The following is a 25,117-nucleotide window of genomic DNA, read 5'->3' on the forward strand; positions in this document are numbered from 1 at the left end:
TTGACCAACGGAGGAAAGGCGCTGAGGTTGCGGTCGAATCAGCGGAGATTGGTCTGGTCCGCTCCCATCCGCACGTAGAGCTCGCGCCAGCCCTGGTCGGCGGCCGTGGCTGCTTTGCCGTCGCAGTAGGGTTTTGTGCCGTTCGAGGTGTAATAGCGCAGGATGGATAACGAGACGACGGTGTCCCAATTACCTTCGTCGAAGTACGTCTCACCCGGTGTCTGGTCCTGGTGCTTCAGGCACGAGATGTCGGACTGCTGTTCGTCGTCGAACTGAGCGGTAACCGCCTCTGGCGAGGTGGAGCACGCGGCCAGAGCGAGCGCGGCCAGCACGATGAGCTTCTTCATGATCCCTCCAATTAACCGGCCAGCGCACGCGTGGCCAGACCGACTCCGACGAGCATCACCAGCGCCGCGGTGCCCAGCGGCGTGAAATCCGCGAACCTGCGGAAGCGGGCCAGCCGCGGGCCGAAGCGGTCTCGCAGCGAGACCAGCAGCAGCCCGGCGGCGCTCAGCGTCGCGGCCATGCCCAGGCCGTACGCCAGCACCAGCACCACGCCGAACCACGTGCGGCCCAGTGCGATCGCGCCCAGCAGCACGACCAGCGCGGACGGCGACGGCACCAGGCCGCCCGCGACTCCCATTCCGGCGAGCCCCGCCCGGCGGTGCCCATGACCATGTCCGTGGCCGTGTCCATGACCGTGCCCATGACCATGTGCGTCGCCGTGTTCGTCCCCTTCTCGGGCACGCTCACGACGACGCGACAGCACCGCCGAGCGGAGCAGCACCCCTCCGATCACCGCGACCAGCAGACCGCTCGCCACGCCGAGCCAGCGCAGAACTGACTCACCGGCGATCACGCTGGACACGCTGAGCAGCAGCCCCAGCACCAGAACACCCGCCGTGTGGGTGACGGTGACCGTGGCTCCTACGAGGAATGCGTCACGGCGGGTTCCTCTCGAACCCGCCAGATAGGCGGCCATCACGGTCTTGCCGTGGCCGGGCAGCGCCGCATGGGACGCGCCCAGCACCAGAGACAGCAGGACCGCACCGATGCCGACCAACGGGGTGAGATCACCCACGAGGCCGACGGCCGCCTTTGTGGCTTCACCGAGTGCTCCAGGCGGGGTGACGACCGTCCCCTCACCTGGTTTCGCGACGAACCGCACCGCCCGCACGTCCAGCGGCGAAGACAGCAGGTCGTCCGGGTAGGTGCGCAGCTCGTTGCTGATCGTCTCGGCCGGCGCGCCCGACACCGCGACGTCGACACCGACGACGGTGATCTCGCGCCAGCCGAGCTTGTCCTTGAGGTACGAGTCGCTGAACGTCACCTCGACCTCGCCGCGCACCGGCAGCAAAGCCGTGTACTCGCAGGTCAGCCGCATCGTGGGCAAGCCGGCCTCACCGGCGGGCCGCACGACGTCGGCGTCGCGCACCTCGAACGCCAGCTCCCGCTCGTCGGCCATGGCGTTCAACGACTTCCCACGTTCCGTGCACCGCTTTCGGGCGTCGACGAACTCGCGGTCCTGCAGGGTCGGGATCTCCGCACTGTCCACAACGGACCGCAGCTCGATCCGGTCGGGGAACACCCGCAGGCCGTCGTAGTGGTTCACGCTGAGGTTGCTCAGCGGGTGCGCCTGCGCGACCCCGCCCATCAGCAGCATGCCGAACACGACCAGCAAGAACACCCTCATCGCTGGCTCCCCAGGATCGCCTCGCGGTGCCGCAGGACCTCCGGGTCACGCCAGCCCAGCGACACCGCCTTGTCCGAGTACGGCAGGGCTTCCGCGGATCGCTTGTTGACGTGCAGAGCCCACGCCATCGCGTCCGCGGTGAAGACGCTCTGCCGCTTCGCCCACTCCTTCTCGGCGAACCGCAACGCCTCCGCGGGGTCGCCGTGATCAGCCGCGATCAGGGCGGCGGTGAGGTCGTCGCCGCCCAGAGCGCGCAGCTGCCGCAACGCGAGGTCGTACTGCGTCCGCGCCTCGACCGGTTTGCCCGCCTTGTCGAGCGCCTCGCCGTACCTCACGAGGTGCTCTGGCGACGGCACCTTCGACACCAGCTCGCGAGTTGCCTCGAGAGACTCGTCGACTCGCCCTTCCAGCTTGTCCAGGTGGAGCCGGCAGAACGCGACCTCGTCCGGTGAGGAAGCGGACTCCAGCGCCCGCTCCAAAGCCCCGTGCGCCTCGTCCAGACGACCGTGCAGCTCGAAGTGGTAGGCGGCACGCGTGAACGACGCGACACCCGGCCGCAGGTCCAGCATCCGTTGCAGCGCAACAGAAGCACCCGCATCGTCACCGAGCTGCGTCAGTGCGTCGACCAGCACGCCCTGGGCCGAGGCGGAATCCGGTAGCGCCGAGACAGCACGCTGACCCCAGTCACGGGCGGCGGCGAAGTCGTGTTGAGCGTTGGCAAGCGCACCGCGGCCGATGAACGCCTCACCGTTGCCGTCCGGCTTGAGCCGCAACGACTCGGTCAGCGCGCGTTCGGCGCGGCTGTAGTGCTGTGCATCGAACGTGACGCGGGCGAGCTCCACCTGGGTGGCGCCGAGCTGTGCCCACGCGGCTGCGTCGGCGGGAGTTCGGCGGAGCTTGGCCTGCAGGGACTCGGCGTTGCGCTGCAAGGAAGAAGTCTGCGTGGCGGCGGGTGTTGCCGCCTGCGGGGAGGCGCAGGCGGCAACGGCGAGCAAAGCTGCCAGCAGCGGAATGGTTTTCCACATCTGAGGCACCTTCGCTTAGCGGGAGTTGACCGCCCTGTTGCTCGGCAGGCCGACGTACGGGAACTTGTCACCGAAGCGAACGTCGTTGCCGTTCACCCGGTCGCCCTTGGCGAGCGCCGGCACGAGCTTGCCGGTCTGCGCCGCACCGACCACGGCCTGGATCTCGATGTCCACCACGTCGTCGGCGAGCCTGCGGCCGTTCGGGAAGCCCTGCAGGTCACCGCCGAGCACGCCGAGCCGGTTGGGGTTCTTCGTCACCGGCGTGGACATGTTGAGCCGCAACATCTCCGACGGCGCGAACTTCTTCGGGTCCACGTCGGCGTTGTTCAGCTGCGAGTTGAGATCGGCCTTGATCGGACCGCCCGCCTTCGTGGTGATCCCCGTCAGGAAGATCTCCACCAGGTCGGCCCGTGGCGTCTTCGGCGCCGGGATGCCGTAGATCGCCTGGATCAGCCGGGCCAGCTCCGGGTCGTTCACCCGGTCCAGCAACGCCTGAACCTTCGCGTCCCCCACGGGTTCGAGACCGTTGAACGCGTCCTTGATCGCCGCCGACGACACGACCTCGTTCACCAGCGGGTTGCCCAGCCGCGACACCTGCACGAACGGTCCCTGCGGGGTGGCCTTGCCGGGGTCGAGCTTCAACGTGCGGCGCTCGGTGTCGCTCCACACGCCGATCACCGGGTTGCGCTTCGGGTCGCCCTTCAGCGCGAGCATCGTCTTGGGCACCTGAATGGCGATGGTGTTGACGTTGTAGCCCATCAAGGTGTCCTGGTTGACTTCCTTGAGGTTCCCGCCGTAGAGCAGGTCGAACACCCTCAGGTCAAGGAAGAACGAATCCTCCGACGGTCCGATGTAGACCTGGCCGCCACCCGGGATCTTGGCCGTCGCCTGGTCCCTGATCGCCCCGAAGTTCGGGAACGACGCGGGGCCGGTGTTGGACGGCGCCGCGCGGCCGTCGCGCACGAGCTGCGTGGTCTTGCCGGGTTCGATCAGCTCGAGGTTGTAGTTCTGCCGGAACAACAGGTTGTCGTCGTTGATCGACGTGACCGGCCCGTTGTTGTAGAGGAAGGTGTTCTTGCCGCGCCGGTCGTCGGTGCTGAACGTGAACCGGAAGGTCTTGTCCGGCACCGCGTCGCCGTCGGCGTCGATGTTGAGGTCGTACCTGGCGTCCGTGGCCCAGGGGTAGAAGTTGGGGCCACCGTTGGGTTCCTGCAGCCCGAACCAGTTCGCGACGAGCGTGACGGTGTCGGGCCTGTCCGGGCTGGTGAAGGCGTACACGTCGGTGTTGTCGACTGCCGGGTCCGCCGCGATGAGCGGTGCTTCGCGGTGGCTGGAGGCCTCCGCTGCCGGGATCGCCGCGGCCACCGCGACGACTGCCGCGGCGATCGCACCGCGGCGTAATCGCTGTTTGTTGCTAGATGGCATTGTCCTGCTCCCTTCCAACAGCCAGGGATTCGGAGCAGGACGCCTGCCGGTTCGGTCTGAATTTTTGTTGTTATTCGGCGGCTTTTGGAGCAACGACCGTGCCACGGGCGCGCGTTACGACGATCGGCTCAGCCAGTACGTCCGCCGCCGAAGGACCACGCTCGGGCGCCGAACGGCACACCACCCGTGCCTCGAACTCGATCTCACGCGACCGCTTTCCGATGCGCACCAACGTCGCCGTGGCCTCCACGACGTCACCGGCCTGGATCGGCGCCGCGAACTCGACGGAGCTGTAGCCGGCGAAGAGCCCCTCGTCGGAGTCCGTGTGGATCAGCAGCTCGGTGGCGACGTCACCGAACATGCCGAGCCCGTAGGCACCGTCGACCAGGTTGCCGCCGTAGTGCGCGTGCGAGTGCGGGACGTACCGGCGGTGCGTCACCGAAAAGCCTTCGACCAAAGCCCCGCTCACGCGGCGACCCCCTTTTTCTCCTGCATCGCGTGCACCAGGTAGCTCGCGACCTCACCCGGGGTGGTACCCCGGCTGAACACTCGATCAACCCCCAGCTCGCCCGCCATCAACGGGTCGAACCGCGGGCCGCCCGCGACCAGCAACGGCCGCCTGTCCCCCATCGCCTCGCGGAACGCCGCGGACATCTCCTGCGTGTTCAGGATGTGCGCGTCCCGCTGGGTCACGACCTGGGAGATCAGCACGGCATCCGCCTTCTCCGCACGGGCGGAGCGCACCAGTTCGGGCACCGACACCTGCGCGCCGAGGTTCACGACCTTCAGCTCGCGGTAGTACTCCAGGCCCTTCTCGCCGGCGAAGCCCTTGATGTTGAGGATCGCGTCGATGCCGACCGTGTGCGCGTCGGTGCCGATGCAGCCGCCGACGACAACGAGCTTGCGCCGCAACACCTTCTTCAACGTGGTGTTGACCTCGGCCGGACTCAGCAACGGGTACTCGCGCTCGACGACCTTGACCTCGTCGAGGTCCACGAGGTGCTTCACCGAGCCGTAGACGACGAAGAACGTGAAGTCGTCGCCGATGGGGTTCGAGTGGACCACCATCGCGGGGTCCATGCCCATCTTGTTCGCGAGCTGCTGCGCCGCGCCGTCCGCCTTGGGACCGAAGGGAATCGGCAGCGTGAACGACGTCTGGATCATGCCGTCGCCGGTGGTGTCGCCGTACGGCCGCACGTACCTCTTGGACTCGGTCACTGCGCCGCCTCCAGCATCTCGCTCGCGGGGTTGAAGTACGCCTCGGCCTTCTCGACGACGCCGTCCGCGCCCTTGCCCTTGTCTGCGGGGCGCTTCATCAGGCCGAACGTGCCGTCCGCGATGGCGTTGAGCAGACCGTCGTCGACGATGCGCTCGAGGAGGTCCACGGCCTCGCCGAGCACCTGGTGCGCGCGCTTGACGATGAGCCCGTCCGGCGAGGGCCGGAAGTCCTCGGCGAGACTGCCCGCCGCGTTGAGCACGTACCGGACGTTCTTCAGAGCCAGGTCGCGGTCGGACAGGAACGGCGTCACGACGGCCTCGGTCATCATGCCGACGAGCAAAATGGACTGTCCTGTCAGGACACCCGCGAGGTTGAAGAACCCGTCCAGCAGATAGCCGTCGAAGACATCGCCGGTCATGTGCTTGGTCGGCGGCATCCACTTGAGCGGCGCGTCCGGGAAGAGTTCGCGGGCCAGCAGCGCGTGCGCGAGTTCGAGCCGGAACGAGTCGGGCACCTTCGGGTTGATCTCGAAGGCGTGGCCGAGGCCCAGCAGGTGGTCGGGCAGTCCCGCCTCGTGGGCGAAGTGCTCGTTGAGCAGCTGGGAGACGGTGACGGTGTGCGCGGCGTCGACGGCGTCCGCGGTGGTGAGGTAGTTGTCCTCACCGGTATTGATGATGATGCCTGCCCGCGCGTGCACCTGACGGCTGAAGCGCTGGTCGACGAACGTGCGGATCGGGTTGATGTCGCGGAACAGAATGCCGTACATCGAGTCGTTCAACATCATGTCGAGCCGCTGGAGCCCCGCCAGCACAGCGATCTCCGGCATGCACAGCCCGGACGCGTAGTTGGTCAGCCGCACGTACCGGCCGACCTCCTTCGACACGTCGTCGAGCGCCGCCCGCATGATCCGGAAGTTCTCCTGCGTGGCGTACGTGCCCGCGAACCCGTGGTGTGTAGCGCCTTCCGGCACGTAGTCGAGGAGCGACTGCCCGGTCGACCGGATCACCGCGATGATGTCGGCACCCGCCCGTGCCGCGTTCTGGGCCTGGACGACGTCCTCGTCGATGTCGCCGGTCGCGACGATCAGGTAGATCCACGGCCGCTGGGCGGGGTCGCCGAGCTTGTGGACCAGCTTGTCGCGCTGGACCCGGTTGCGGTCGACCGTCTTGAGCCCCTTGGCAACGGCGGCGGTGGCGGCCTTCTTAGTGGTGTTCAGGTCCCTGCCAGTGGGGATCGTGAACTGGATCTGACCGGCCGCGGTGGCTTCCGCGAGTTCGGTGAGGCTGCCGAGGTTGTGCTGCTTGAGCGCGTGGAAGGCCGGCAGCACCACGCCGTGTTCGAGGCCGCACTGCTCGCGAACCGTGTCGATCACGCGGTTGACCCACGGCACGTCACCGGCGCGGTGCGTGGAGTCCGCGCCGGTGATGCCGGCCAGGCGAAGTGTGGCGCGCTCGACGGCAACGGTGGTGTGCGCCTTCGCGATGGACACCACCGGTTCGGCCGCCCGCGCGGCGAGTCCGCGCGCGGTGGCGACGACCTTGGGGTCGAGGTCGAGCAACGCCATGAGTCACTTCCCTTCTAGCTTGTTCGCCTGGGACTTGCGTTGAAAGACCGGATTCTGGGCAAGAACCGAGCGACGATTGATGTCCCTGACGGCCAGCAGGATCTCGTCGAGCACGTCACGATCCGACCGCTTCGCCGCCACGTCGATCTGCCCGGTGGCTTGCCGGAACTGGTCGACATGCGCTTCGAACGACGGCCATTCGCGTTCGAGGAAGTGATCGAGGTGCTGAGATCCCAGAGGCTCTGGGAGCCGCGAGTTCATCGCCTCCAGCAGCATGCGCACATCGGCCTTGTCGGAAGCGTCCACAGCCTGGAACTGACTGAGCGGCCCCACAACATCGCTTTTGCGCACATCGAGCAGAAGCGGGATGACGCTCGACTCCCCGACGCTCTTCGAGATCGCTCCCGCCTCGAAGTTGATCCAGGGCGAATCCTGGTTGGCTGCGGTCAGAACCATGATCCCGAACTCGGCGCCCTGCAACTCGTTGCCGAGTTCTGTCATGCCGCGAGCGCCCTTGGCGACGTCGAACTCGGACATCCACGGTCTTACCGACTGGATCACGAGCCGCAGCCACTCACGAAGGAACAGGGCGAACGGCCTCGTCTCCGGGCCGGCCCACGAGATGAAGACCTTCATCAGGCCTCCCGCTCGTAGATAGTCCGGCCGTTCAGCACGGTCCGCACACACACGGGCGCGGGCCCGGTCAGATCGGGCAGTCCAGGCACACCGGAGCGCGGGTCGGTGGACCAGCGCTGCACCCGCGAGTCGCTCCCGGCCACCACGAGCTCGCCGGTCTCCCACACCGCGTACGTCGCGGGCGCGCCAGGCTGAAGGGTGCCGGTCACACCGTCGTCCACGCCCGCCGCGCGCCAGCCGCCACGCGTGTGGGCGGTGAAGGCGGCGCGAGGAGAAATTCCGTGGCCCTCGGTGCGGTGGTGCACCGCGGCGGTGACGGCGGCCCACGGGTCGATGGCGGTCACCGGGGTGTCCGAGCCGAACGCCAGGACCACACCGGCCGCGGCGAGACGTGAAAAGGGATTCAGCCCCACTCCGCGTTCGGCGCCGAGGCGCTGGACGTACATTCCGGACGGTCCGCCCCACTCGGCGTCGAAAAGGGGCTGGACTGAGGCGATGACGCCCCACCCGGCGAGTTGCCGGGCCTGCTCGGCGGACACCATTTCGACGTGTTCGAGGCGGTGGCGGGCCGATGCGAGCTCGGGCGTGCCGATGGCCTTCTCGGCGAGGGAGAAGCCCTCGATCACGGCGGCCATGCCGGCGTCGCCGATGACGTGGAAGCCCGCCTGCACGCCCAGCCCGGCGCACTTGATCAGGTGGTCGGCGATCTGCTGGCCGTCCAGGTAGAGCGCGCCGGAGGTGTCCGCGTCGGCGTAGGGCTCGACCAGCGCGGCAGTGCGGGAGCCGATGGCGCCGTCGACGAAGTGGTCGCCGGCCAGGCCGCGAACCTGCACGCCGGGCAGGTCGTGCGCGCCCCAGTAGGGCACCACCTCGGGGCCTTCGCCGAGGGCGAGAAGTTCCCGCAGGTCGTCCTCGCCGGAGATGTCCGGGCCGGCGCACTCGTGCACCGAAGCGATGCCCATCGACGCAGCGTGCGCCAAGAACGCGCGTTGTGCTGCTTGGCGTTGCTCAGGCGTGATGGCGGCTTTGGCCGTTGCACGCACGTGGTGGTGTGCGGCGCGCGAGAGAGGGCCGTCGGCGGAGAAGCCGTCGGCCGCGCGGGTCTCGTCGGTGATCAGGTTCGACGAGACGAGTGCCGAGTGCACGTCGATGCGAGACAGGTAGACCGTCTTGCCCGCCGCAGCCTCGTCGATCTCCGCCCGCGTGGGCGGGCGGTTCTCCGGCCAGCGCGTCTCGTCCCAGCCGTGACCCCACACGAGCGGGCCCGATGCGTTGCGCACCTGCTCCAGCAGGGAGTCCACAGAGGACGTGCGGGTCAGGTCGAGGCCGGTCAGCAGCAGGCCGGCCGACGTGGCGTGGACGTGGGCGTCGACGAACGCGGGCGCGACGAAGGCACCGTTCAGCTCCACGACCGTGGCGTCGGGGTGCAGCGCACGGCCTACGGAGTCCTGTCCGATCCACACGACGACGCCGTCCGTGACGGCCATGGCCGTCGCATCCGGTGCGTAGATGCGGCCGCCGACCAAAAGTTGCGTACTCACGTCACGCAGTCTGCCGTTGCTCGAACAACGCCCGCACACCCGGCTGCGTCCGGACCAGGTCCAGCGCGAACTCGGCGTGACCAGGCACATACCCGTTGCCGACCAGCATCTCGACGTCGGCCGCGAGACCCTCCGCTCCCAAAGCGGCGGCACTGAACGAGGTCGCCATGGAGAAGAAGATCACGGTCCCACCGTCGCCGGTCGCGAGGATGGCGCCGTGCTCGCACCCCGGCACGTCCACACACACGACCGTGACGTCGACCTGCTTGCCAACGGCCTCGGCGACAGCCACGGGATTGCGCGCGTCCGCGATCACGACCTCGTCCGCAAGACCAGCCGCACGCACCTGTGCGGCCTCACGCTCAGTCGGCACCAACGCGACGAGGCGCGACGCACCTGCCTGACGTGCGGCCGCAAGAGAGAGCGAGCCCGACTTACCGCCACCGCCAAGCACCAACACCGATCCACCAGAGTGCTTCCGCACCACACGGTCGGTCAGCGCCGGTGCGCCACACACGTCCAGAACAGAAAGCGCGAGCTCGTTGGACATGTCGGACGGCAGCACGGCCGCGATCGACCGCCCGAACAGCACCGCGGTCCCCCGGCACGGCACCTGCTCGTCCTCGCCGGTCCAGTCCTGCAGGCCGTCGTTGATCCGCAGCGGCGTCAGCGTGAGGCTGACCAGCGTCGCGATCCGGTCGCCCGCCTTCAGCCCGAGCGGCGACGACGGCCCGACCTCCAGCACCGTGCCGAGCAGCATGCCGCCAGAGCCGGTGACCGGGTTCTGCATCTTGCCGCGCTCGGCCACGATGTCCAGCACCGCCTGCCGGACCGCGTCGCCGCTGCCGTGCTGCTCCCTGAGCTGCCGGAACGACGCCGCGTCCAGGTTGAGCCGCTCGACCGCGACGATCACCTCGTCGTCGGCGGGCACGGGTTCCGCGTCCAGCCGCCACGCCTGCTGCGGCAGGACACCGCTGGGCTCGAGGACGCGGTGCAGTCCGTACGCGCTCACCTGAAAATCCTTCGGTTGACGACGCTGTCTCGACAATATCTTCACGTGAAGCATCAAGATCCCGCAAGTATCGCTCAGCGATCCGCACCCTCATCAGCCACCGGAGTCAAGCGAGTCAGCCCGGCGGAGGTAGTCCTGAGCCCGCTGAGTGTCGCCGACGGCATCCCACGCAGGTGCCAGCTTCCGCAGCAGTTCAGCGGCCTTCACGGGTGCGGCGTACCTGATCAGTGAGTTCGAATGCTTATGGACGGGTTCGAGCATCTGCCGCTCGATCGGCAGCTCCGAGGCATACCGGCGAACGACCGGGTTCACCCACAGACCCACGGGTGAGGAAGTGACCAGCGACATCCGCATCAGCTCACGGACAGCGCGATCGGACTGGAACCCGCCAGGAAACGATGACCGGCCGAGGAGAGACAGGACGATCAACATCGAACGTGACTCTTCATCGACCTGATCGATCGCACGAGACAGAACGTCGTGCAACGACAGCGGGCCGTACCTGACGACAGCTACACCGCTTTCGTCGAGCATGCGCAGGTAGTCGCGCACGGGCTGGCCGGTTTCTCGCAGTTGAAGCTTGGCACAGGCGAGTGCCAGCGGGAGGTCTCCGAGCGGTTCAGCCAGCGAGCCCCCGTCCGGCAGGAGCAGATATTCCACCGACTGGTCCCTGGTGAAGGGGCCGACCTCGACCATCTGACCGTGGTCGCCCCAGTCGCGGTTGTGCGTGGTGACCATGATCAATCCCGAGTCGAGCCTCGGCAGCGCCGCTGCGAGGTGCACGTCGTCGAACCCGTCGTAGATCAACAAGGTGTTGCGCACGGACGCAAGTCGTTCGGCGACGTCGGCTGTCTGGACGGAGAGGCTCCTCGCGAGCGCGTCCATGTCGTCGTGATAGGTCTCGGCACGAATGACCCAGGCGACGCTGAAGTCAGCGCGACGTTTCTTCGCGTACCGCAGCGCCAGCGTGGTCTTGCCGCTGCCAGGCGGACCGACCAGGACAACGACAGGGCCTCGTGGCGCACGCTCCGGCAGATCGCCGCGCCACACGAGATCCTCGGGAAGCTTGGGAAGGTTGTCTGGCGGAGGCCGGAGCGGCGCACGCGGTTCATCCATCAGCCGTGGGCGGGAGATGTATGGGTGGCCGAACCGCGCCAGAAGAGTCGTGGCGAACTCGCCGTCGTCCATCGCCGCGAGGTTCAGTGACTCCTGTCCGTCGATGAAGCGGGACCCCAGCCCGTTCTCCACCCGCACGGCCAGGAACGGCACACCCTTCGCCACGCAGGCGGCCCACTGACGTTCCGCCTGCTCGGAATCTGTGGACGCCCGCGTCCACACGCCGATGACGAAATCGGCGCCCACGACGTAGCCGTCCTCGATGAAGGCGAGGTGGACGACTTCTCCCGCACCGCGCAACAGCCGCCGGATCCGGACGCCCCACTCCTCATCCTGGTGCAGGCAGTTCACGATGATCGTGCCCCGTCCCGACCTCTGCGGGAGTTCGGGCGCGGGTTCCTCGGCCACGGCCACCGTGTCGACGATCAACAGGTAAGCCTCGACCGACACCGCCGAGAAGGTGTCCACCTCGTCGTCCCCCAGGCAGAACAACGCTCCGAGTCCCGGATACAGCTCCGAGAACCGCTCCACCTGCGCCTTCAGCACCGCGTCAGCGTCGTCGTCCGGCGACCGGTAAGCCCGTTCCAGCCTGGCCAGCACACCGTTGTCGTTGACGGCCGCGCGGTACACCTGCCGGAACTGCGCCTGGATCACCACCAGCTTGGCGAGCACCGACGGCACCGGTTCGAGGTCTGCGGACAACTCCTTGAGCAGCGTGAAGGCCTGCACGCTGCGCTTGATCCGCCGCGGGTTGTACGGAGTGGTGCCGCGCAGGATCGGCAGGCACGCCAGCACATCGGGATCGGACGAGATGCTGCGGATGTAGGACTCGACTCGCCCCTCGGCCGGCGACGGCAGCGAGTACGGCAGCTGCACGATCTTCTCGAAGAACGTCTCCCCCAGCTCGCCGACCGACGGCAGGTCCTTGTACTTCACCCGGATCGCGTGCTCGATGACCTCCCGGTCGACCGCGAGCAGGAAGACGCAGCCGGGCTCGTCGAGGAAGAGCTTGACCGTCTCGATGATCTGCAACGTCTGTTCCGGCAGGCAGCGATCGAGGTCGTCGATGATCACGACCAGCGGTTTGTCGCGGTACACGACCTCCAGCACGCCCTGGAACTCGGCGGTGAAGTCGTCGAGCAGTGCCGTCTGCGACCGGTGCAAGCGACGGCGCCGGAACGCCCCCAGGTCGGCGCCCAGCTTGACGTCGAACAGCTTCAGCAACGCCTCCGGCTTGGTGCCCAGCGCCGCCACGACACCGATCAGCACGCGGATCCAGGGCGAGCCCAGCAGCGGGCTTCCGGCCAGCCATCCCGACACGGGGTTGCCGGCGACGGGGACCAGGCTGATCGCCATCAGGATCAGCAGGGTCAGCGTCGCCACCTTGAACGAGATCGCGAGCAGCTTGCGGAACAGCTCGAAGAAGCCCGAGCCGAAGTCGATCGACCGCAGCCAGATCCGCAGCCGCACGTCCGGCACGCGGTACCAGGGCACCGAGCGGCGCGCCTCGACCACGATCTTCTCGATCAGCGCGGCCCACAGGTTGTCGTCGCGGGCGTATTTCCACGCGTTGAACCAGATCGGGCGCACGCCGGACGGCAGCAGCGCCTTCTCGACCAGCCGCAGGAACGTCGTCTTGCCGCTGCCCCACTCGCCGTAGACGCCGATGGTCCACGGTGTCGTGGAACGGTCCGTGGCGGCGATCGTCCGTGCGAGCGGGACAGCGAAACGGTCGAACCCGAGTTCGTCGGTCGAGGCGGGCGTGTCGGGCACCGGCATGCTCGTTAGTCGCCCACCGGCGGCGTTTCGCTACTGGACCAAACGGAACCAGCGGCAGTCGTAGGGCGCGAGGTCGACCTTGGCACCGATCTTCGCGGGCTTCACGCGACCGCCCGTCAGCAGGTCGTCGAGCACCCCTTCGGCCGGAACGCGCACGGTGACCTCCTGGTCGGCGAAGTTGTGCACGGCGATCACCGCGCCGCCGTCGCAGTCGGCGCGGTGGGCGAACACGCTCGGGTCGCCCACGTCGAGCACCTGGAACTCGCCCCACGCCAGTTCCGGGCACTCCCGGTAGAGCTCGATCAGCCGGCGCATCCACACCAGCAGCGAGTCCGGCGCGTGCCGTTGCTCCGCCGCCGCCTTCCAGTCCATCGGCACGCGCACCGCCAGCCTGCCCTCCAGCGACAGGTCCTCGACCAGACCGAGTTCCTCGCCGTAGAACAGCACCGGTGTGCCCGGCAGCGTGAACAGCAGGCTGTAGACCATGCGGATGCGGCGCTGGTCGCCGCCCAGCATCGACGGAAGCCGCCGGCGCAGGCCTCGGCCGTAGAGCTGCATCGACTTCTCCGGGCCGAAGGCGTCGAACACCTCCTGGCGTTCGTCCATCGGCAGCTTGTCCAGCGTCAGCTCGTCGTGGTTGCGCACGAACGTCGCCCAGTGGCCGTCGCGTGGCGGCTGCGGGCGTTCCTGCAGCGCCTTGACCAGCGGACCGGTCGACTTCCGCGCCAGGGCCAGGTACATCGCCTGCATGCCAACGAAGTCGAAGCACATCGTCAGCTCGTCGCCCACGCCCTGGCCGTAGAACGCCATCGTGTCCTTGTACGGCAGGTTCACCTCGCCCAGGAGCACACCTTCGCCGTTGCGGCGGTTGAGGAACGCGCGCAGGTCGGTGAGATAGTCGTGCGGGTTCGGCAGCGAGAGGGCGTCCATCGAGTCGTTGTGTTCCAACAGGAACGGCACGGCGTCCACGCGGAAACCGCTCAGGCCCAGTTCCATCCAGAAGCCCATGATCCGCGCGATCTCGTCGCGCACCTCCGGGTTGGACACGTTGAGGTCGGGCTGGTGCTTGTAGAAGCGGTGCAGGTAGTACTTGCCGACCTCCTTCGAGTACTGCCAGAGGCTGTTCTCCTTGTCCGGGAACGTGATCCCCTGCGGTCCGTCCACCTGCGGCTCGTCGGCCCAGACGTACCAGTCGCGCTTGTCCGGATCGTGGAACCACGGGTGCTCGTCGGAGGTGTGGTTGACGACGAGGTCGGCGATCACGCGCATGCCCCGGTCGCGAGCCGCGCGCACGAACTCCACGAAGTCGCCCAGTGAGCCCAGGCGCGAGTCGACGCCGTAGAAGTCGGTGATGTCGTAGCCGTCGTCGCGTTCGGGCGTTGGGTAGAACGGCATCAACCACACACACGTGACGCCGAGGGCGTGCAGATGGTCGATGCGTTCGGTGGCGCCGCGGAAACCGTCGGAGGAGAAGGTCTCCACGTCCAGGCAGTAGAGAACGGCGTTCTTCCACCAGACGTCAGACGTGCGGATCACTTCGTCACCTCCGGTAGGACGTGCTCGCCGAACGCGTCGATGAAAGGCATCAGGTCCTGGCCCACGTGGTGCAGGTAGATCTCCTCGAAGCCCAACGACGCGTACTGGTGCAACTGCTCGATGTGCCACTTGAGGTCAGCCGAAACGTCAACGACCTGTGCGACCTGATCTGGCGTGACGTGCTCGGCGACGACATCGAAGTGCTCGGCCAGTTCCAGGTCCCAGCACACAGGTGGGCGGAACACGTTGGAACGCCACTGTTCGTGCGCGATTGCGAGTGCTGTCTCGTCGTCGGCCGCCCAACTCACGTGCACCTGGAGATGCAGCTTGCCCCGGCCGCCCGCCTCGCGATAGGCGTCCGCGACCTCCCGCACCTGGTCCGGCGCGGCGTTGACCGTGATCAACCCGTCGGCCCACTCGGCGCACCACCGGGCGGTGGCAGGGCTGACGGCGGCACCGATCAGCAGCGGCACCTCGTCCGGCAGCGTCCACAACCGCGCGCGGTCGACCCGGACCAGGCCGTCGTGGCTGACCTCCTCGCCCGCGAGCAGCGCGCGGATCACGTCGACGCACTCCCGCAGCCGGGCGGTGCGGACGTCCTTGCGCGGCCAGCCGTCGCCGGTGATGTGCTCGTTGCTCGCCTCACCGGTACCGAGCGCCGCCCAGAACCGGCCCGGGTACATCGAGGCGAGCGTGCCGATGGCCTGCGCGGTGATCGCCGGGTGGTAGCGCTGGCCGGGGGCGGTGACCACGCCGAACGGCAGGCTGGTGGCCTGCAGCGCCGCGCCCAGCCACGACCAGGCGTACCCGGATTGGCCCTGGCGCGCACTCCACGGTGAGAAGTGGTCAGAGCTCATCGCCGCGGTGAACCCGGCCTCCTCGGCCCTGCGGACGGCGTCGAGCAGTGCGGTGGGGTGAATCTGCTCATGGGACGCATGGATGCCGTAAACGGTCATGGCACTCCAGGTACCCCGCGCGACGATCGAGGCAACCCTCGCGAGCCAGGAGACCCACGCCGTCGCCGCTCCGAGATTTCTTCGCCGGAGCGTTGAACCGATCCCGAACAGCGTCCGTGTGGACATCAACGCCCTCGATGCGGAGGAGGAACGGCGATGTTCAACGAGACGCGGATCGGCACCGCCACCGTCGTTGAGTTCATTCGGCCGGACGGCACCGTCGAGCCGATGAACGTCGACCTCCACTACCGCTCAGACGATCCGCACGCCGTCACGCTGCGGTTTCACACCAGAGACCAGGAGTCGACCTGGCTGGTGGGGCGGGAGCTGCTGTCGGACGGGTTGCTGTCGCCCGCGGGCCTCGGGGACGTGCGGCTGCGGCCGCACCACGGCGACGTGCTGGTGCTGGAGCTCTTCACCGAGGACTCGCACGCCGTGTTCCACCTGTCGTTCGACGAGCTGCACCGGTTCCTGGAGTCCACCTACGCGGTGGTGCCGGCCGGGCGTGAGGTCCTCGACTTCGACCTGCTGCTGAAAGACCTCCTCGCCTGACGTTCCGGCGTGTTCCGCGACGTTCCGGGACAGCGGTTTCTCCCCTGCGGCTCGGGCATGGTTCCGCCCCTCGCGGGGTCAGAGGCGCAACCCCAGGACGAGCTTGTCAGCCGAGTCGATCACGCGGAACCCGAGGTGTTCCCAGAAACCGATCGCGTGTGTGTTGTGGTGCCGCACATGCACATGAACGCCCTTCTCGAGACGTTCGAGCACAGTGCGTACGAGAGTGCCGCCGAAACCCTTGCCCTTAGCGCGTGGCAGCAGGTTGGTGTGCATGTGCGCGGGATAGTCGAGGGTCAGCAACGGGTCGACCTGCGCCGGCTTGTGGATCTGCTGCACGACCCGATTCGCCCCAGGCGTGAGTGGGTACCGAATGCGCAGGTCAGGCCACCAGTCCCGGTCGCAACGATCTTCGAACGCCACGCTGTCGGCCGCCGCGATCGCGTAACCGCACACCCCGAGGTCGTCCTCCACCACGAACGCCAGGTCAGGCTCGAACGCCACGTACGGGCCCACGTACGCGTGCCCCATCAGGCGCGGATCGTCGAACAGGTGACGCGCGCCCAAGCCACCGTTTCCGGTGTCCAGGCAGATGTCGTACAGCGCGTCCAGGTCAGCGGGCCGGTACGCGCGGATCACCGCAGCTCGCGCCGTTCCGCGATGATCACCGGCTCGGCGTCGACGTCGATCACTTCGCCCTCGACGACCTGACCAGCGCCGAAGCGCCGTTCGTGCTCGAACTTCAACGCCGCAGCTTCCGCCTTGCGCGCGATCCGGCGGCTCACCAGCCTGCGCGTGGGCGGGAACAGCAGGAACAGCGCCGCGACGTCGCTGATGAAGCCCGGCACCATGATCAGCGCACCGGCCCCCGCGATCAGCACGCCGTCGGCCATCTCCTGGTGCGGCTGCTGACGCTCCCACACGGCCTCGGAGAACGCGGCCATCGTCTGCGCACCCTGCCGGCGCACCAGCGACAGGCCCACGAGAGTGCCGACCAGCAACAACGCGATCATCCACAGCCCGCCGATGGCGTTGCCGACGGCGACCATGACCGCGATCTCGGCGAACATCCCGAGGAGCAGCAGCGCGAAAACAGGCATACCCCCTCAACGCGCGAGGGCCGCCAAATGCTCCCGACCCGCCGTCGACCAGGCCTTGAGCTGAAATATTTACGGCAGGCTAGCGGTATGACAGGATATCTTTACGCGACCTCGACACTGAGGAGTACGGATGACTGCGCTGCACGACGCCCCCACGGCGCTGGAGCGGCTGGACCGCCAGCCGTACACCTACGTGCGCCGTGAGCTGGTGGAACCCGACTGGCGGCGCTTCCCCGGCTGGTCCCACGTGACCGAGGCGCAGTGGCGCGACGCCCAGTGGCAGCGCGTGAACTGCGTGAAGAACGTCAAGCAGCTCCGCAAGGTCACCGGCGACCTGCTGACCGACAAGTTCTACGACGACCTGGCCGCCGACCAGGAGAACTTCGCGACGATGTCGATGCTGCTCCCGCCGCAGATGCTCAACACCATGGCGGTGGACGCCGGCCTCACACCGTCGGAGTTCACCGACGCCTTCCTAGCCGACCCGGTCCGCCGCTACATGCTCCCGGTGCGCTCCGACCGCGACCCGCGCTGGCCGTCGCACCCGCACTCCCAGCGCGACTCGCTGCACGAGGCCGAGATGTGGGTCGTCGAGGGGTTGACCCACCGCTACCCGACCAAGGTGCTGGCCGAGATGGTGTCGACCTGCCCGCAGTACTGCGGCCACTGCACACGCATGGACCTCGTCGGCAACTCGACGCCGCTGATCGACAAGCACAAGCTCTCCCTGAAGCCGGTCGACCGCCAAGACCAGATGATCGACTACCTCAAGAAGACCCCCGGCGTCCGCGACGTGGTGGTCTCCGGCGGCGACGTGGCCAACGTGCCGTGGCCGCAACTCGAGTCGTTCCTCATGCGCCTGCTGGACATCGACACCGTCCGCGACGTCCGCCTGGCCACCAAAGCCCTGGCCGGCCTCCCCCAGCACTGGCTCCAGCCACGCGTGGTCGAAGGCCTCGAACGCGTCGCCCGCACCGCCTCACGCCGCGGCGTCAACCTGGCGATCCACACCCACGTGAACCACGCCCAGTCCGTGACACCTCTCGTCGCCGAGGCCGCCCGCACCGCGCTCGAAGTCGGCGTCCGGGACGTGCGCAACCAGGGCGTGCTGATGAAGGGCGTCAACGCGACGTCGGACGACCTGCTGGATCTTTGCTTTGCGCTGCAAGGGGAAGCGAACATCCTGCCGTACTACTTCTACATGTGCGACATGATCCCCAACGCGGAGCATTGGAGGGTGTCCGTCTGGGAGGCCCAAGAACTTCAGCACGCGATCATGGGCTATCTGCCTGGGTATGCGACGCCGCGCATCGTCTGCGACGTGCCGTACGTGGGCAAGCGCTGGGTGCACCAGCTCGCTGAATATGACCGTGAGCTGGGCATTTCTTACTGGACGAAGAACTACCGCACCGGGATCGAACTCGAAGACCCCGAGGCGCTGGACCGCCGCTACCCCTACTACGACCCGATCTCCACCCTCGGCGAGACCGGCCAGAAGTGGTGGGCCGACCAGACCTGATGGGTCGCGATGGGGCCGTTTTCGGCGCTACTTCCGAGGGCGGCCCCATTGACATGTTTGCCTGTTCAGACCCGTTGCGTCTCGTTGAGCCCCGACGCCAAGGGGCTCAGCAAGTCCAAAGTAGACAGTATTTCGCATCCATAGTGGACGCTTCATGTCGGCTCGAGCCACCCCCTGCTCCGCCCTACCATGAGCGCCGTTGCAAGGGCCGCAACCGAATTCCACCTCCAACTACCGAAGCCGGAATTCGATGCTCCAGCCCGCGATTGTGATCTCGTCACCATTCTGCAATGACCTCAGACCTACGAACTGGCCGTTCACGAGCGTGCCGTTGGTCGAACCGAGGTCCTGAATGTGGTAACTCCCATCGCGAAACTCGATGTATGCATGATGAGAGCTGACCTCATGATCTTGAAGCTTGAGGTCTGCCTTCGGCGACCGGCCGATAGTCGTGACAGTACCCAATGGGTATCGAATTCCGCTTGGCAGAACAAGTTCACCTGCGGTGTCACCGATCTGACCGCTGAGGACATCCGACATGTACAGCGCTTCACTCGCGATCACGTCAACCATCAGTTCGGTCTCCGACGACCAGGGCAGCCACAAGGACTCAATCCAGGCAGTACCGAGAACCTCGTCACGTCGGCGATCGAGCACGTAGGCGACGAGATCGTATCTTCCACCTGGGACCTCTACGATGAAGATTTCCTCGAGCGTGCAGGTGAACAGCAGGCTCTCGAACGCCGGATCACCACCGGAAGGCCATAACAGCACCAGCGCCGAATCGCCGGTCGTCAGCCTGCGAGCCGCAACATCGTCAGCAGGAAAGAATTGACCGATTACAGTTGCGCAGGTCGAGTAAGCCGGGATCATGACATCTGGTGCCATCAGTGCAGCCCCGTGGTGGTACAGCGGATGCAGATACCCGGACCGATCGGCTGACAGTTCAAGCTTGTCGCGTCTGCCGCTGCGCCACTCACGTATTTCTCGAAACACGGATGCACTGGCAGATGCTGCGGAGGCTATAGCCGCGAGGATGCTGAACGGTTCCATCGAGTGCCCTTTTATTGTCTACCTTCACCCAAGGGAATGCTGGGCGCCACTGTGCGCTTGCCTCGCCGTGGACTATGCGGGCAGATTGCCCAGCACAACCACCAGAAGGCTCCGTAGTGTGTACGACGTTGAGCAGTTGGACTCGCACTAACTGGCACAGGTACAGATTTTGTCGCGCAGCGCGACCCCCGTACTCGTCGTCGCGATCAAGTCGAAATTGTCACTGATCTGCCCCAGGGAACTCGTCCAGCTCTCCCGTGGGCTGGACAGCACCGCGGTCGGCTCGGCAAGAATGGCAAGACCATGATCACCTTCTCCCCGTTCGACGACGCTCGTTCGTTCGTCTTCAACGGTGACCATTCGACATCAACCGACATTGAAACCGATGGCCCGCAATACCCATCCCAGCGTCTCGTCGGCCCAGCCCAGCAGGTCCAGACCCGCCGTGAGGTTCTGAGGCGGCCGCCGCACCAGGGTGTCGCGACGAATCAGCCGGTCGAAGTCAACCGCCACAGCGCCGGTTCGCACTGTCCCGTTGGGGTGGCGGAACACCACGCCCGCCGTCTGCATGATGTTGATCATTTCCTGGGCGATGACGCCGTACGCCACCGTGGTCGGGTGCACGCCGTCCAAAGAGAACAGACCACCATTGCTGCGACCACCCTTGCCGTCGCCCGTGAGGAAGCGGGAGTTCGGCGGCGGAGACAAGCGCGCTAGTTGCGGTGGCAGCGGATACTCGCTCCACCATGAAGGCCGAATGTCGGGGTCATCAATGTAGCGCCGACTTGCGAGTCGATCCATCATGCCCGCGATGTCGAGCAGGTACCAGTCGCGCCGGGCCCCCACGGTGGCGGAACGAGCTGCTTGTACGACTCCGGTGATCGCTTGGTTGTAGCAGTCGATCGCGGCGTCGATCGCGCGAGCTTCTTGATCAGTGAGGTGCTTGTCCCTGCCTGGATCGAAGTCCGCGTCCGAGATCCACGGCCGCGTGTAGAACTGGAAGTACCGGGACCCTGGGATCTTGTCCCCGACACCACGTGCGATAGGTGCGATGGTCACGTGGGGCACGGTGCACCAGATGACATGCCTGGCCTTCACCTGCTTGACCCGCTCCACCACTTCGTCGAGTTCTTCCTCGAAGTGCTCAGGCCGCCAGACCGTGTAGCGGCGCTTGGCTCGAAGGTCCCGGAAGCCGCCCTCGCTCCACACCACCTTGAGCTGTGTCACTGCCCCGAGAGCGTTGTTTGCTCCGAGGAACACGACGAGCGTGTCGATGCCGGATTCCGTCGAGCCGTCGTGATCATCGCCGAGAGCTGCGGCCGCTTCAAAGAGCGTCAGGCGTCGCGTGGCTTCGGAGTACCCGGGGTAGACGCGCAAAGCGGCCCGTTCACTGGCGTGCTCGACATACGGGAAGAGAAGATCATCGCTGGCCTGTTCGACCGCCGCCTCAAGTTCGGCCGCGTTGCGTGTTAGCGCGTCGCGCAGGTCCCAGCCATACATCGCCAGGCAGTGGTTGATAGCCGAAACCGACGGATTGATGCTGCCGGCTCCCCGTTCCCAGTGGTTTTCGATCTTGTCCATCAGGTTGCGGGCCTCGAACAACGCCAGTGGAACCTCCCAGCCACTGATGTTGGGACCGAAGCGCTCCTCCAGCGTGCGCATCATGAGTTCGAGGTTGAGCGGCAGGCCGCCGAGACCGGAGTACCGCGGATAGCGGAATCGCTCCGACCACCCCAGCTCGTGGGCGATGATGGCCGGGTAGGAGAGATCCGTGTTGAACACGGCTCCGCTCTGGAACCCGTGGGACAAGGAGTCACCGATCACCACCAGGCGGTGGGGTGGCTCCCCGCGTTGACCGCTCCTGCTGGGACCAGGGATACCGAGGGCCGGCTCGAAGGTCGGCACTCGAGGATGCTGTGCGCTCGCCTTCACGCTGTCCGGCGCGTCAGCGGGCACTCTCTCGTCAATCACAGCCGGCATCGCAGCACCTCATATCCGCTTGTTGTATCGCCAGATATGACGGCGGCGGTCGCCGCCAATAGCGCCGTTTTCCTGTTTCCCATGGAATTTCCTCTCGGATCAGACAGCTCTACTCCGAAAGGCGTGACTTGGTTGTGCCACTGCAAGGCACAACCGTGGCCGGAGCTGGCAGGCTGGGCTCCATGGGGTCCACTCGTATCGTGGGCCGGGATTCTGAGTTGTCCCGACTTGATCGCGCCTGCCAGGCGAGCCGCGGCGGGCATGGGGCGGCGATCTGCCTGACAGGTCCCGCTGGAATCGGCAAGACAGCGCTGCTGCGCGCCGCTGGGCAGCAGGCGCGGCATCTGGATGTGGTGACAGCGAGCACCTGGTGCTGGGCGGAGGGCGCACCACCTCTGTGGCCATGGCTGGACCTGTTGGCACAGCTCGATGTGCTCCCCGATGCGACTGACCTCGCATTGCAGGGCATTCGGGCGTTCCGGCTGGTGGAGCGGGCGGTGGCCTCGGTGGCGTCGAGCACTCCGTTGTTGATCGCGATCGACGACCTGCACAACGCTGACGAAGCAACCATGTTGCTCACGCGGTACATGGCCGCACGAATCCCTGAGTCTCATGCGGTCCTGTTGGTGACACATCGGCCCCTTGAACAGGCGCTGGAGCCGGAGCGGGAGATCCGGTTGTTGACCGAGATCGACCGGGCCTGCGACGTCGTCACGTTGCCGGCGTTGCCACCGAACTCCATGGCAGAGCTGGTTCTCGTCCACGGTCACCGACCTCTGCCGTCTGATGTCGTCGAGGCGCTCACAGCCGCGAGTGGCGGCATCCCCCTGCATGCCGTCACCGCTCTCGATGCCTGGACGTCCGACACGAGCGAGCCTGACTTCACCGTCAAACTCCAGGGAGTCGTCCTGTCCAGGCTGCGTGGACTTCACTCCGACGACGCGGCGATAGTGGCGCGGGCCGCCGTCCTCGGTAGAGAGGTGGACGTCGACACGATCGCCACAGTGTGTGGAACCACTCCGGTGCGAGTCGCCGCGGCGATCGCGGCGGCACAGTCGAGGCGCCTGGTCAGCGCAAACCGCCAGGGCACGATCGATTTCGGCCACGACCTGGTGCGAGATGCCGTGTTGGGCTGGCTCAACCCTGACGACGTCGCGACCACGCACTCCGCGGCCGCTGCACTGTATGAGGCAGGGTCGCTCGCTGGCGTGGCCGACGTTGTCCGCGCTGCCCGGCATGCTCTTCAGGCGGCTCGTCGGTCGCCGTCCGATGCGACACGTGCAGTCGATCTCGGCCGAAGCGCGGCCACTGTCCTGGCCCGCGGTGGCGCGCCTGAAGACGCCGCAGCACTGCTGGAGCAAACGATTGTGGCCAACGAGATTGCAGGCAGTCCCGTCTCCCGTGCTCGGCTGCTGCTGGAGCGCGCATCCGCCGTTCTGCTCACGGGAAGGCTCAGCGCTGCCCGTGATCGCTTCGACGACGCCGTCACCGCCGCTCTCGCCGAAGGAGACCCAGTCGCGGTGGCCGAGGCCGCCGCCGGACTCGGTGCTCTTTGGGTGAACACGGTGCGGTCCCCTGTAGCGCAACGCCGAGTGCTCCGAACGCAACGGACGGCGCTGGCCCAATTACCGGCGGGCCACGAGTCAGTGCGGCTTCGTCTTCGGGCACGGATCGCCGGAGAGGCGATGTTCTGGGAAGGCAGCGACGCCGAAGACCTGATCGACGTCGTGAACGACGTGCGGGAGTTCGACGATCCGGCTACCGCTCTCGAAGTGTTCTCCGTCGCGCACAACCCCTTGCTGGCACCCGAACACACTGCTCTTCGGATGCGCATGGCTGACGAGATGCTGACGAACGCGGCCGAAGATCCCGGCGGAATCCTGCCGCTGATGGCGCTGTGCTGGCGCGCGGTGGACCTGTTCCTGGCAGGTGACGAGCGAGCCGAGCGTGCGCTCGCGGACCTGAGGGAGGCAGCCGAGGCCATGCAGAGCCTGTCCGTGCTCTACATCGTCCGCGTCATCGAGACCATGCTGATGATCTGCCGCGGTGAGTTCGCACGAGCCGAGCAGGCTGCACACGCAGCGTTCGAGCTGGGCACTCGCGCCCAGGACGCAGACGCGTTGAGCTATCTCGGTGGCCATCTGGTCGCCATTCGCTGGTTCCAAGGCCGCGAAGCCGAAATGCTCGACCTGGTGGAACGTATCTCAGGCTCCACGCAGGTGGATGTTGTCGACCACTCCTTCGAAGCCGCCATCGCCGCACTCGCGGCCAGAGCGGGACTGCCGGACGTTGCTCGTAGGCACCTCGACCGGGTGAAGGGAATCGGCCTCGCGTCGCTCCCCCGGTTCAGCACCTGGCTCGTCACCATCGCCACCATCGTCGAGGCGGCCATTGCACTCGACGACCGGCACACGGTGGCGGAGGCATACGACCTGCTCGAGCCGTTCGGTGACCTGCCTGTCGCGCCATCGCTTGCGGTCGTCAGCTTCGGCTGCGTCCATCATTGGCTCGGTACAGCGGCACTCACCACCGGCAGACCAGAATTGGCCGAACGTCATCTCAGAGCGGCGGTGGACACCAACCTGCGACAGGGCCACGTGCCTGCGACGGCCGTCGCCCGCGCGGAACTGGCGAGCATTTTGACGGCGCATCGACCGACGCCCGCACGTGACGCGGAGGCCAGGCAGCTGCTGGCGGCTGCGGTCGGCACAGCCACAGAGGTGGGGATGGATGCTCTGGCCAGCCGGTGGGGCGAAACAGCGAACCGACTTGACCGATCCGCCCGCGTGCTGCTGACGCGGAACGAAACGAGTGGCCACGGCGGCTGGTTCGTCGACTTCGCAGGTCGCCGAGTCACGGTCCGGAACCTGGCGGGCATGCGCATGCTCGCGGTGCTGACCGCCTCACCGGGGCAGTGGATTCCCGCAGGGCAACTCGCGTTCAGCCGGCCGTCCGTCCCACACGGAGCACCACCTCCGCTGCTCGACGCAGCCGCTCGGCGGGCGCTCGAGTCGCGGATGCGCGAGCTCGCGTCCATGGTCGCCCGATCTCGTGAGCAGGGCGACGTGACCGCGCAAGCGGCTGCCGAGGACGAGATGGACGCCATAGCGGAGCATTTGTCCGCCACATCGGGGCTCGCCGGACGTGGACGGAGCTTCATCGACGAGGACGAACGCGCACGTACTTCGGTTCGCAAGGCCATCGTGCGCGCGAGCCAGGAGATCGAAACCCACCATCCCGCAGCTGCCGCCCACCTCAGGAGTCACTTGGTCACTGGCGCGCATTGCCGCTACGGATGAGTTGCTCACTGTGCCATCTCATGGCACAGGAGCGGTCAGGCACGTCACGCCCTTGGAGTGAGAAGTGACGCAATCCGCGTTTGCTCTCATCACTGGCTCGGGTTGATTCCCT

Annotated in this window: 21 protein-coding genes; 3 read left to right on the forward strand and 18 right to left on the reverse strand. The window is 66.8% G+C overall.

Annotated elements, in window-relative coordinates; translation table 11 throughout:
• Positions 1 to 38 precede the first annotated feature (38 nt).
• The 13 genes from ACWGE0_RS25875 to ACWGE0_RS25935 form a co-directional block, all read right to left on the reverse strand.
• Entirely contained in the window at positions 39 to 347 is a 309-nt protein-coding gene (locus ACWGE0_RS25875) for a hypothetical protein (protein WP_452263481.1), read from the reverse strand.
• An 11-nt stretch (positions 348 to 358) separates the two neighbouring features.
• Positions 359 to 1,693 (reverse strand): nickel/cobalt transporter, encoded by a 1,335-nt coding sequence (locus tag ACWGE0_RS25880; protein WP_452263482.1) that lies wholly within the window; start codon positions 1,691 to 1,693, stop codon positions 359 to 361.
• A complete protein-coding gene (locus ACWGE0_RS25885) occupies positions 1,690 to 2,718 on the reverse strand; it encodes a tetratricopeptide repeat protein (RefSeq protein WP_452263483.1) in 1,029 nt (342 codons plus the stop codon). The genes ACWGE0_RS25880 and ACWGE0_RS25885 overlap by 4 nt, the downstream gene beginning before the upstream one ends.
• Before the next feature lie 15 nt (positions 2,719 to 2,733).
• Positions 2,734 to 4,143, reverse strand: a complete 1,410-nt coding sequence (locus ACWGE0_RS25890; RefSeq protein WP_452263484.1) for a DUF4331 domain-containing protein — start codon at positions 4,141 to 4,143, stop codon at positions 2,734 to 2,736.
• 70 nt (positions 4,144 to 4,213) lie between these two features.
• Positions 4,214 to 4,612 carry a 3-aminobutyryl-CoA ammonia lyase gene (kal, locus tag ACWGE0_RS25895; protein ID WP_030470206.1) on the reverse strand — a complete coding sequence of 133 codons (399 nt, stop codon included), beginning with the start codon at positions 4,610 to 4,612 and terminating at the stop codon, positions 4,214 to 4,216.
• Positions 4,609 to 5,361, reverse strand: coding sequence for a lysine 5,6-aminomutase subunit beta (gene kamE, locus ACWGE0_RS25900; RefSeq protein ID WP_319967621.1), 753 nt, complete (start codon positions 5,359 to 5,361; stop codon positions 4,609 to 4,611). The genes kal and kamE overlap by 4 nt, the downstream gene beginning before the upstream one ends.
• Positions 5,358 to 6,926 carry a lysine 5,6-aminomutase subunit alpha gene (gene kamD, locus ACWGE0_RS25905; protein ID WP_452263485.1) on the reverse strand — a complete coding sequence of 523 codons (1,569 nt, stop codon included), beginning with the start codon at positions 6,924 to 6,926 and terminating at the stop codon, positions 5,358 to 5,360. Before kamD ends, kamE begins: the two co-directional genes overlap by 4 nt.
• 3 nt (positions 6,927 to 6,929) lie before the next feature.
• A complete protein-coding gene (locus ACWGE0_RS25910; protein WP_452263486.1) occupies positions 6,930 to 7,562 on the reverse strand; it encodes a toll/interleukin-1 receptor domain-containing protein in 633 nt (210 codons plus the stop codon).
• Positions 7,562 to 9,112 carry an amidohydrolase gene (locus ACWGE0_RS25915; RefSeq protein ID WP_452263535.1) on the reverse strand — a complete coding sequence of 517 codons (1,551 nt, stop codon included), beginning with the start codon at positions 9,110 to 9,112 and terminating at the stop codon, positions 7,562 to 7,564. The genes ACWGE0_RS25910 and ACWGE0_RS25915 overlap by 1 nt, the downstream gene beginning before the upstream one ends.
• Positions 9,105 to 10,115, reverse strand: a complete 1,011-nt coding sequence (kdd, locus tag ACWGE0_RS25920) for an L-erythro-3,5-diaminohexanoate dehydrogenase (protein ID WP_452263487.1) — start codon at positions 10,113 to 10,115, stop codon at positions 9,105 to 9,107. Before kdd ends, ACWGE0_RS25915 begins: the two co-directional genes overlap by 8 nt.
• A gap of 93 nt (positions 10,116 to 10,208) precedes the next feature.
• Positions 10,209 to 13,004, reverse strand: coding sequence for a P-loop NTPase fold protein (locus ACWGE0_RS25925; protein ID WP_452263488.1), 2,796 nt, complete (start codon positions 13,002 to 13,004; stop codon positions 10,209 to 10,211).
• A gap of 36 nt (positions 13,005 to 13,040) precedes the next feature.
• Complete coding sequence (locus ACWGE0_RS25930) at positions 13,041 to 14,546, reverse strand: alpha-amylase family protein (protein ID WP_452263489.1); 1,506 nt, start codon at positions 14,544 to 14,546, stop codon at positions 13,041 to 13,043.
• Entirely contained in the window at positions 14,543 to 15,502 is a 960-nt protein-coding gene (locus ACWGE0_RS25935; RefSeq protein WP_452263490.1) for a TIGR03885 family FMN-dependent LLM class oxidoreductase, read from the reverse strand. The genes ACWGE0_RS25930 and ACWGE0_RS25935 overlap by 4 nt, the downstream gene beginning before the upstream one ends.
• Positions 15,503 to 15,658: 156 nt before the next feature.
• On the opposite strand from ACWGE0_RS25935, the gene ACWGE0_RS25940 reads away from it, so the two are divergent.
• Positions 15,659 to 16,054 (forward strand): SsgA family sporulation/cell division regulator, encoded by a 396-nt coding sequence (locus ACWGE0_RS25940; protein ID WP_319967628.1) that lies wholly within the window; start codon positions 15,659 to 15,661, stop codon positions 16,052 to 16,054.
• A 78-nt stretch (positions 16,055 to 16,132) separates the two neighbouring features.
• On the opposite strand, the gene ACWGE0_RS25945 is transcribed toward ACWGE0_RS25940, so the two are convergent.
• Together ACWGE0_RS25945 and ACWGE0_RS25950 are read right to left on the reverse strand one after the other, a co-directional pair.
• Positions 16,133 to 16,693, reverse strand: coding sequence for a GNAT family N-acetyltransferase (locus ACWGE0_RS25945; RefSeq protein ID WP_452263491.1), 561 nt, complete (start codon positions 16,691 to 16,693; stop codon positions 16,133 to 16,135).
• Positions 16,690 to 17,154 carry an FxsA family protein gene (locus tag ACWGE0_RS25950; protein ID WP_452263492.1) on the reverse strand — a complete coding sequence of 155 codons (465 nt, stop codon included), beginning with the start codon at positions 17,152 to 17,154 and terminating at the stop codon, positions 16,690 to 16,692. The genes ACWGE0_RS25945 and ACWGE0_RS25950 overlap by 4 nt, the downstream gene beginning before the upstream one ends.
• A 130-nt stretch (positions 17,155 to 17,284) precedes the next feature.
• On the opposite strand from ACWGE0_RS25950, the gene ACWGE0_RS25955 reads away from it, so the two are divergent.
• Positions 17,285 to 18,673, forward strand: coding sequence for a KamA family radical SAM protein (locus ACWGE0_RS25955; RefSeq protein ID WP_452263493.1), 1,389 nt, complete (start codon positions 17,285 to 17,287; stop codon positions 18,671 to 18,673).
• Positions 18,674 to 18,904: 231 nt separating this feature from the next.
• Here ACWGE0_RS25955 and ACWGE0_RS25960 read toward each other — a convergent pair whose 3' ends face one another.
• The 3 genes from ACWGE0_RS25960 to ACWGE0_RS25970 all read right to left on the reverse strand — a co-directional run bounded on the left by ACWGE0_RS25960 (position 18,905) and on the right by ACWGE0_RS25970 (position 21,706).
• Positions 18,905 to 19,726: an FHA domain-containing protein gene (locus ACWGE0_RS25960; RefSeq protein WP_452263494.1), complete on the reverse strand. Its 822-nt coding sequence runs from the start codon at positions 19,724 to 19,726 to the stop codon at positions 18,905 to 18,907.
• A 147-nt stretch (positions 19,727 to 19,873) separates the two neighbouring features.
• Positions 19,874 to 20,086 (reverse strand): hypothetical protein, encoded by a 213-nt coding sequence (locus tag ACWGE0_RS25965; protein WP_452263495.1) that lies wholly within the window; start codon positions 20,084 to 20,086, stop codon positions 19,874 to 19,876.
• Between the two features lie 6 nt (positions 20,087 to 20,092).
• Entirely contained in the window at positions 20,093 to 21,706 is a 1,614-nt protein-coding gene (locus tag ACWGE0_RS25970) for a hypothetical protein (RefSeq protein WP_452263496.1), read from the reverse strand.
• 182 nt (positions 21,707 to 21,888) lie between these two features.
• On the opposite strand from ACWGE0_RS25970, the gene ACWGE0_RS25975 reads away from it, so the two are divergent.
• Complete coding sequence (locus ACWGE0_RS25975; protein WP_452263497.1) at positions 21,889 to 25,005, forward strand: ATP-binding protein; 3,117 nt, start codon at positions 21,889 to 21,891, stop codon at positions 25,003 to 25,005.
• Positions 25,006 to 25,117: the final 112 nt, after the last annotated feature.

It is taken from the genome of Lentzea sp. NPDC054927 (assembly GCF_053610285.1).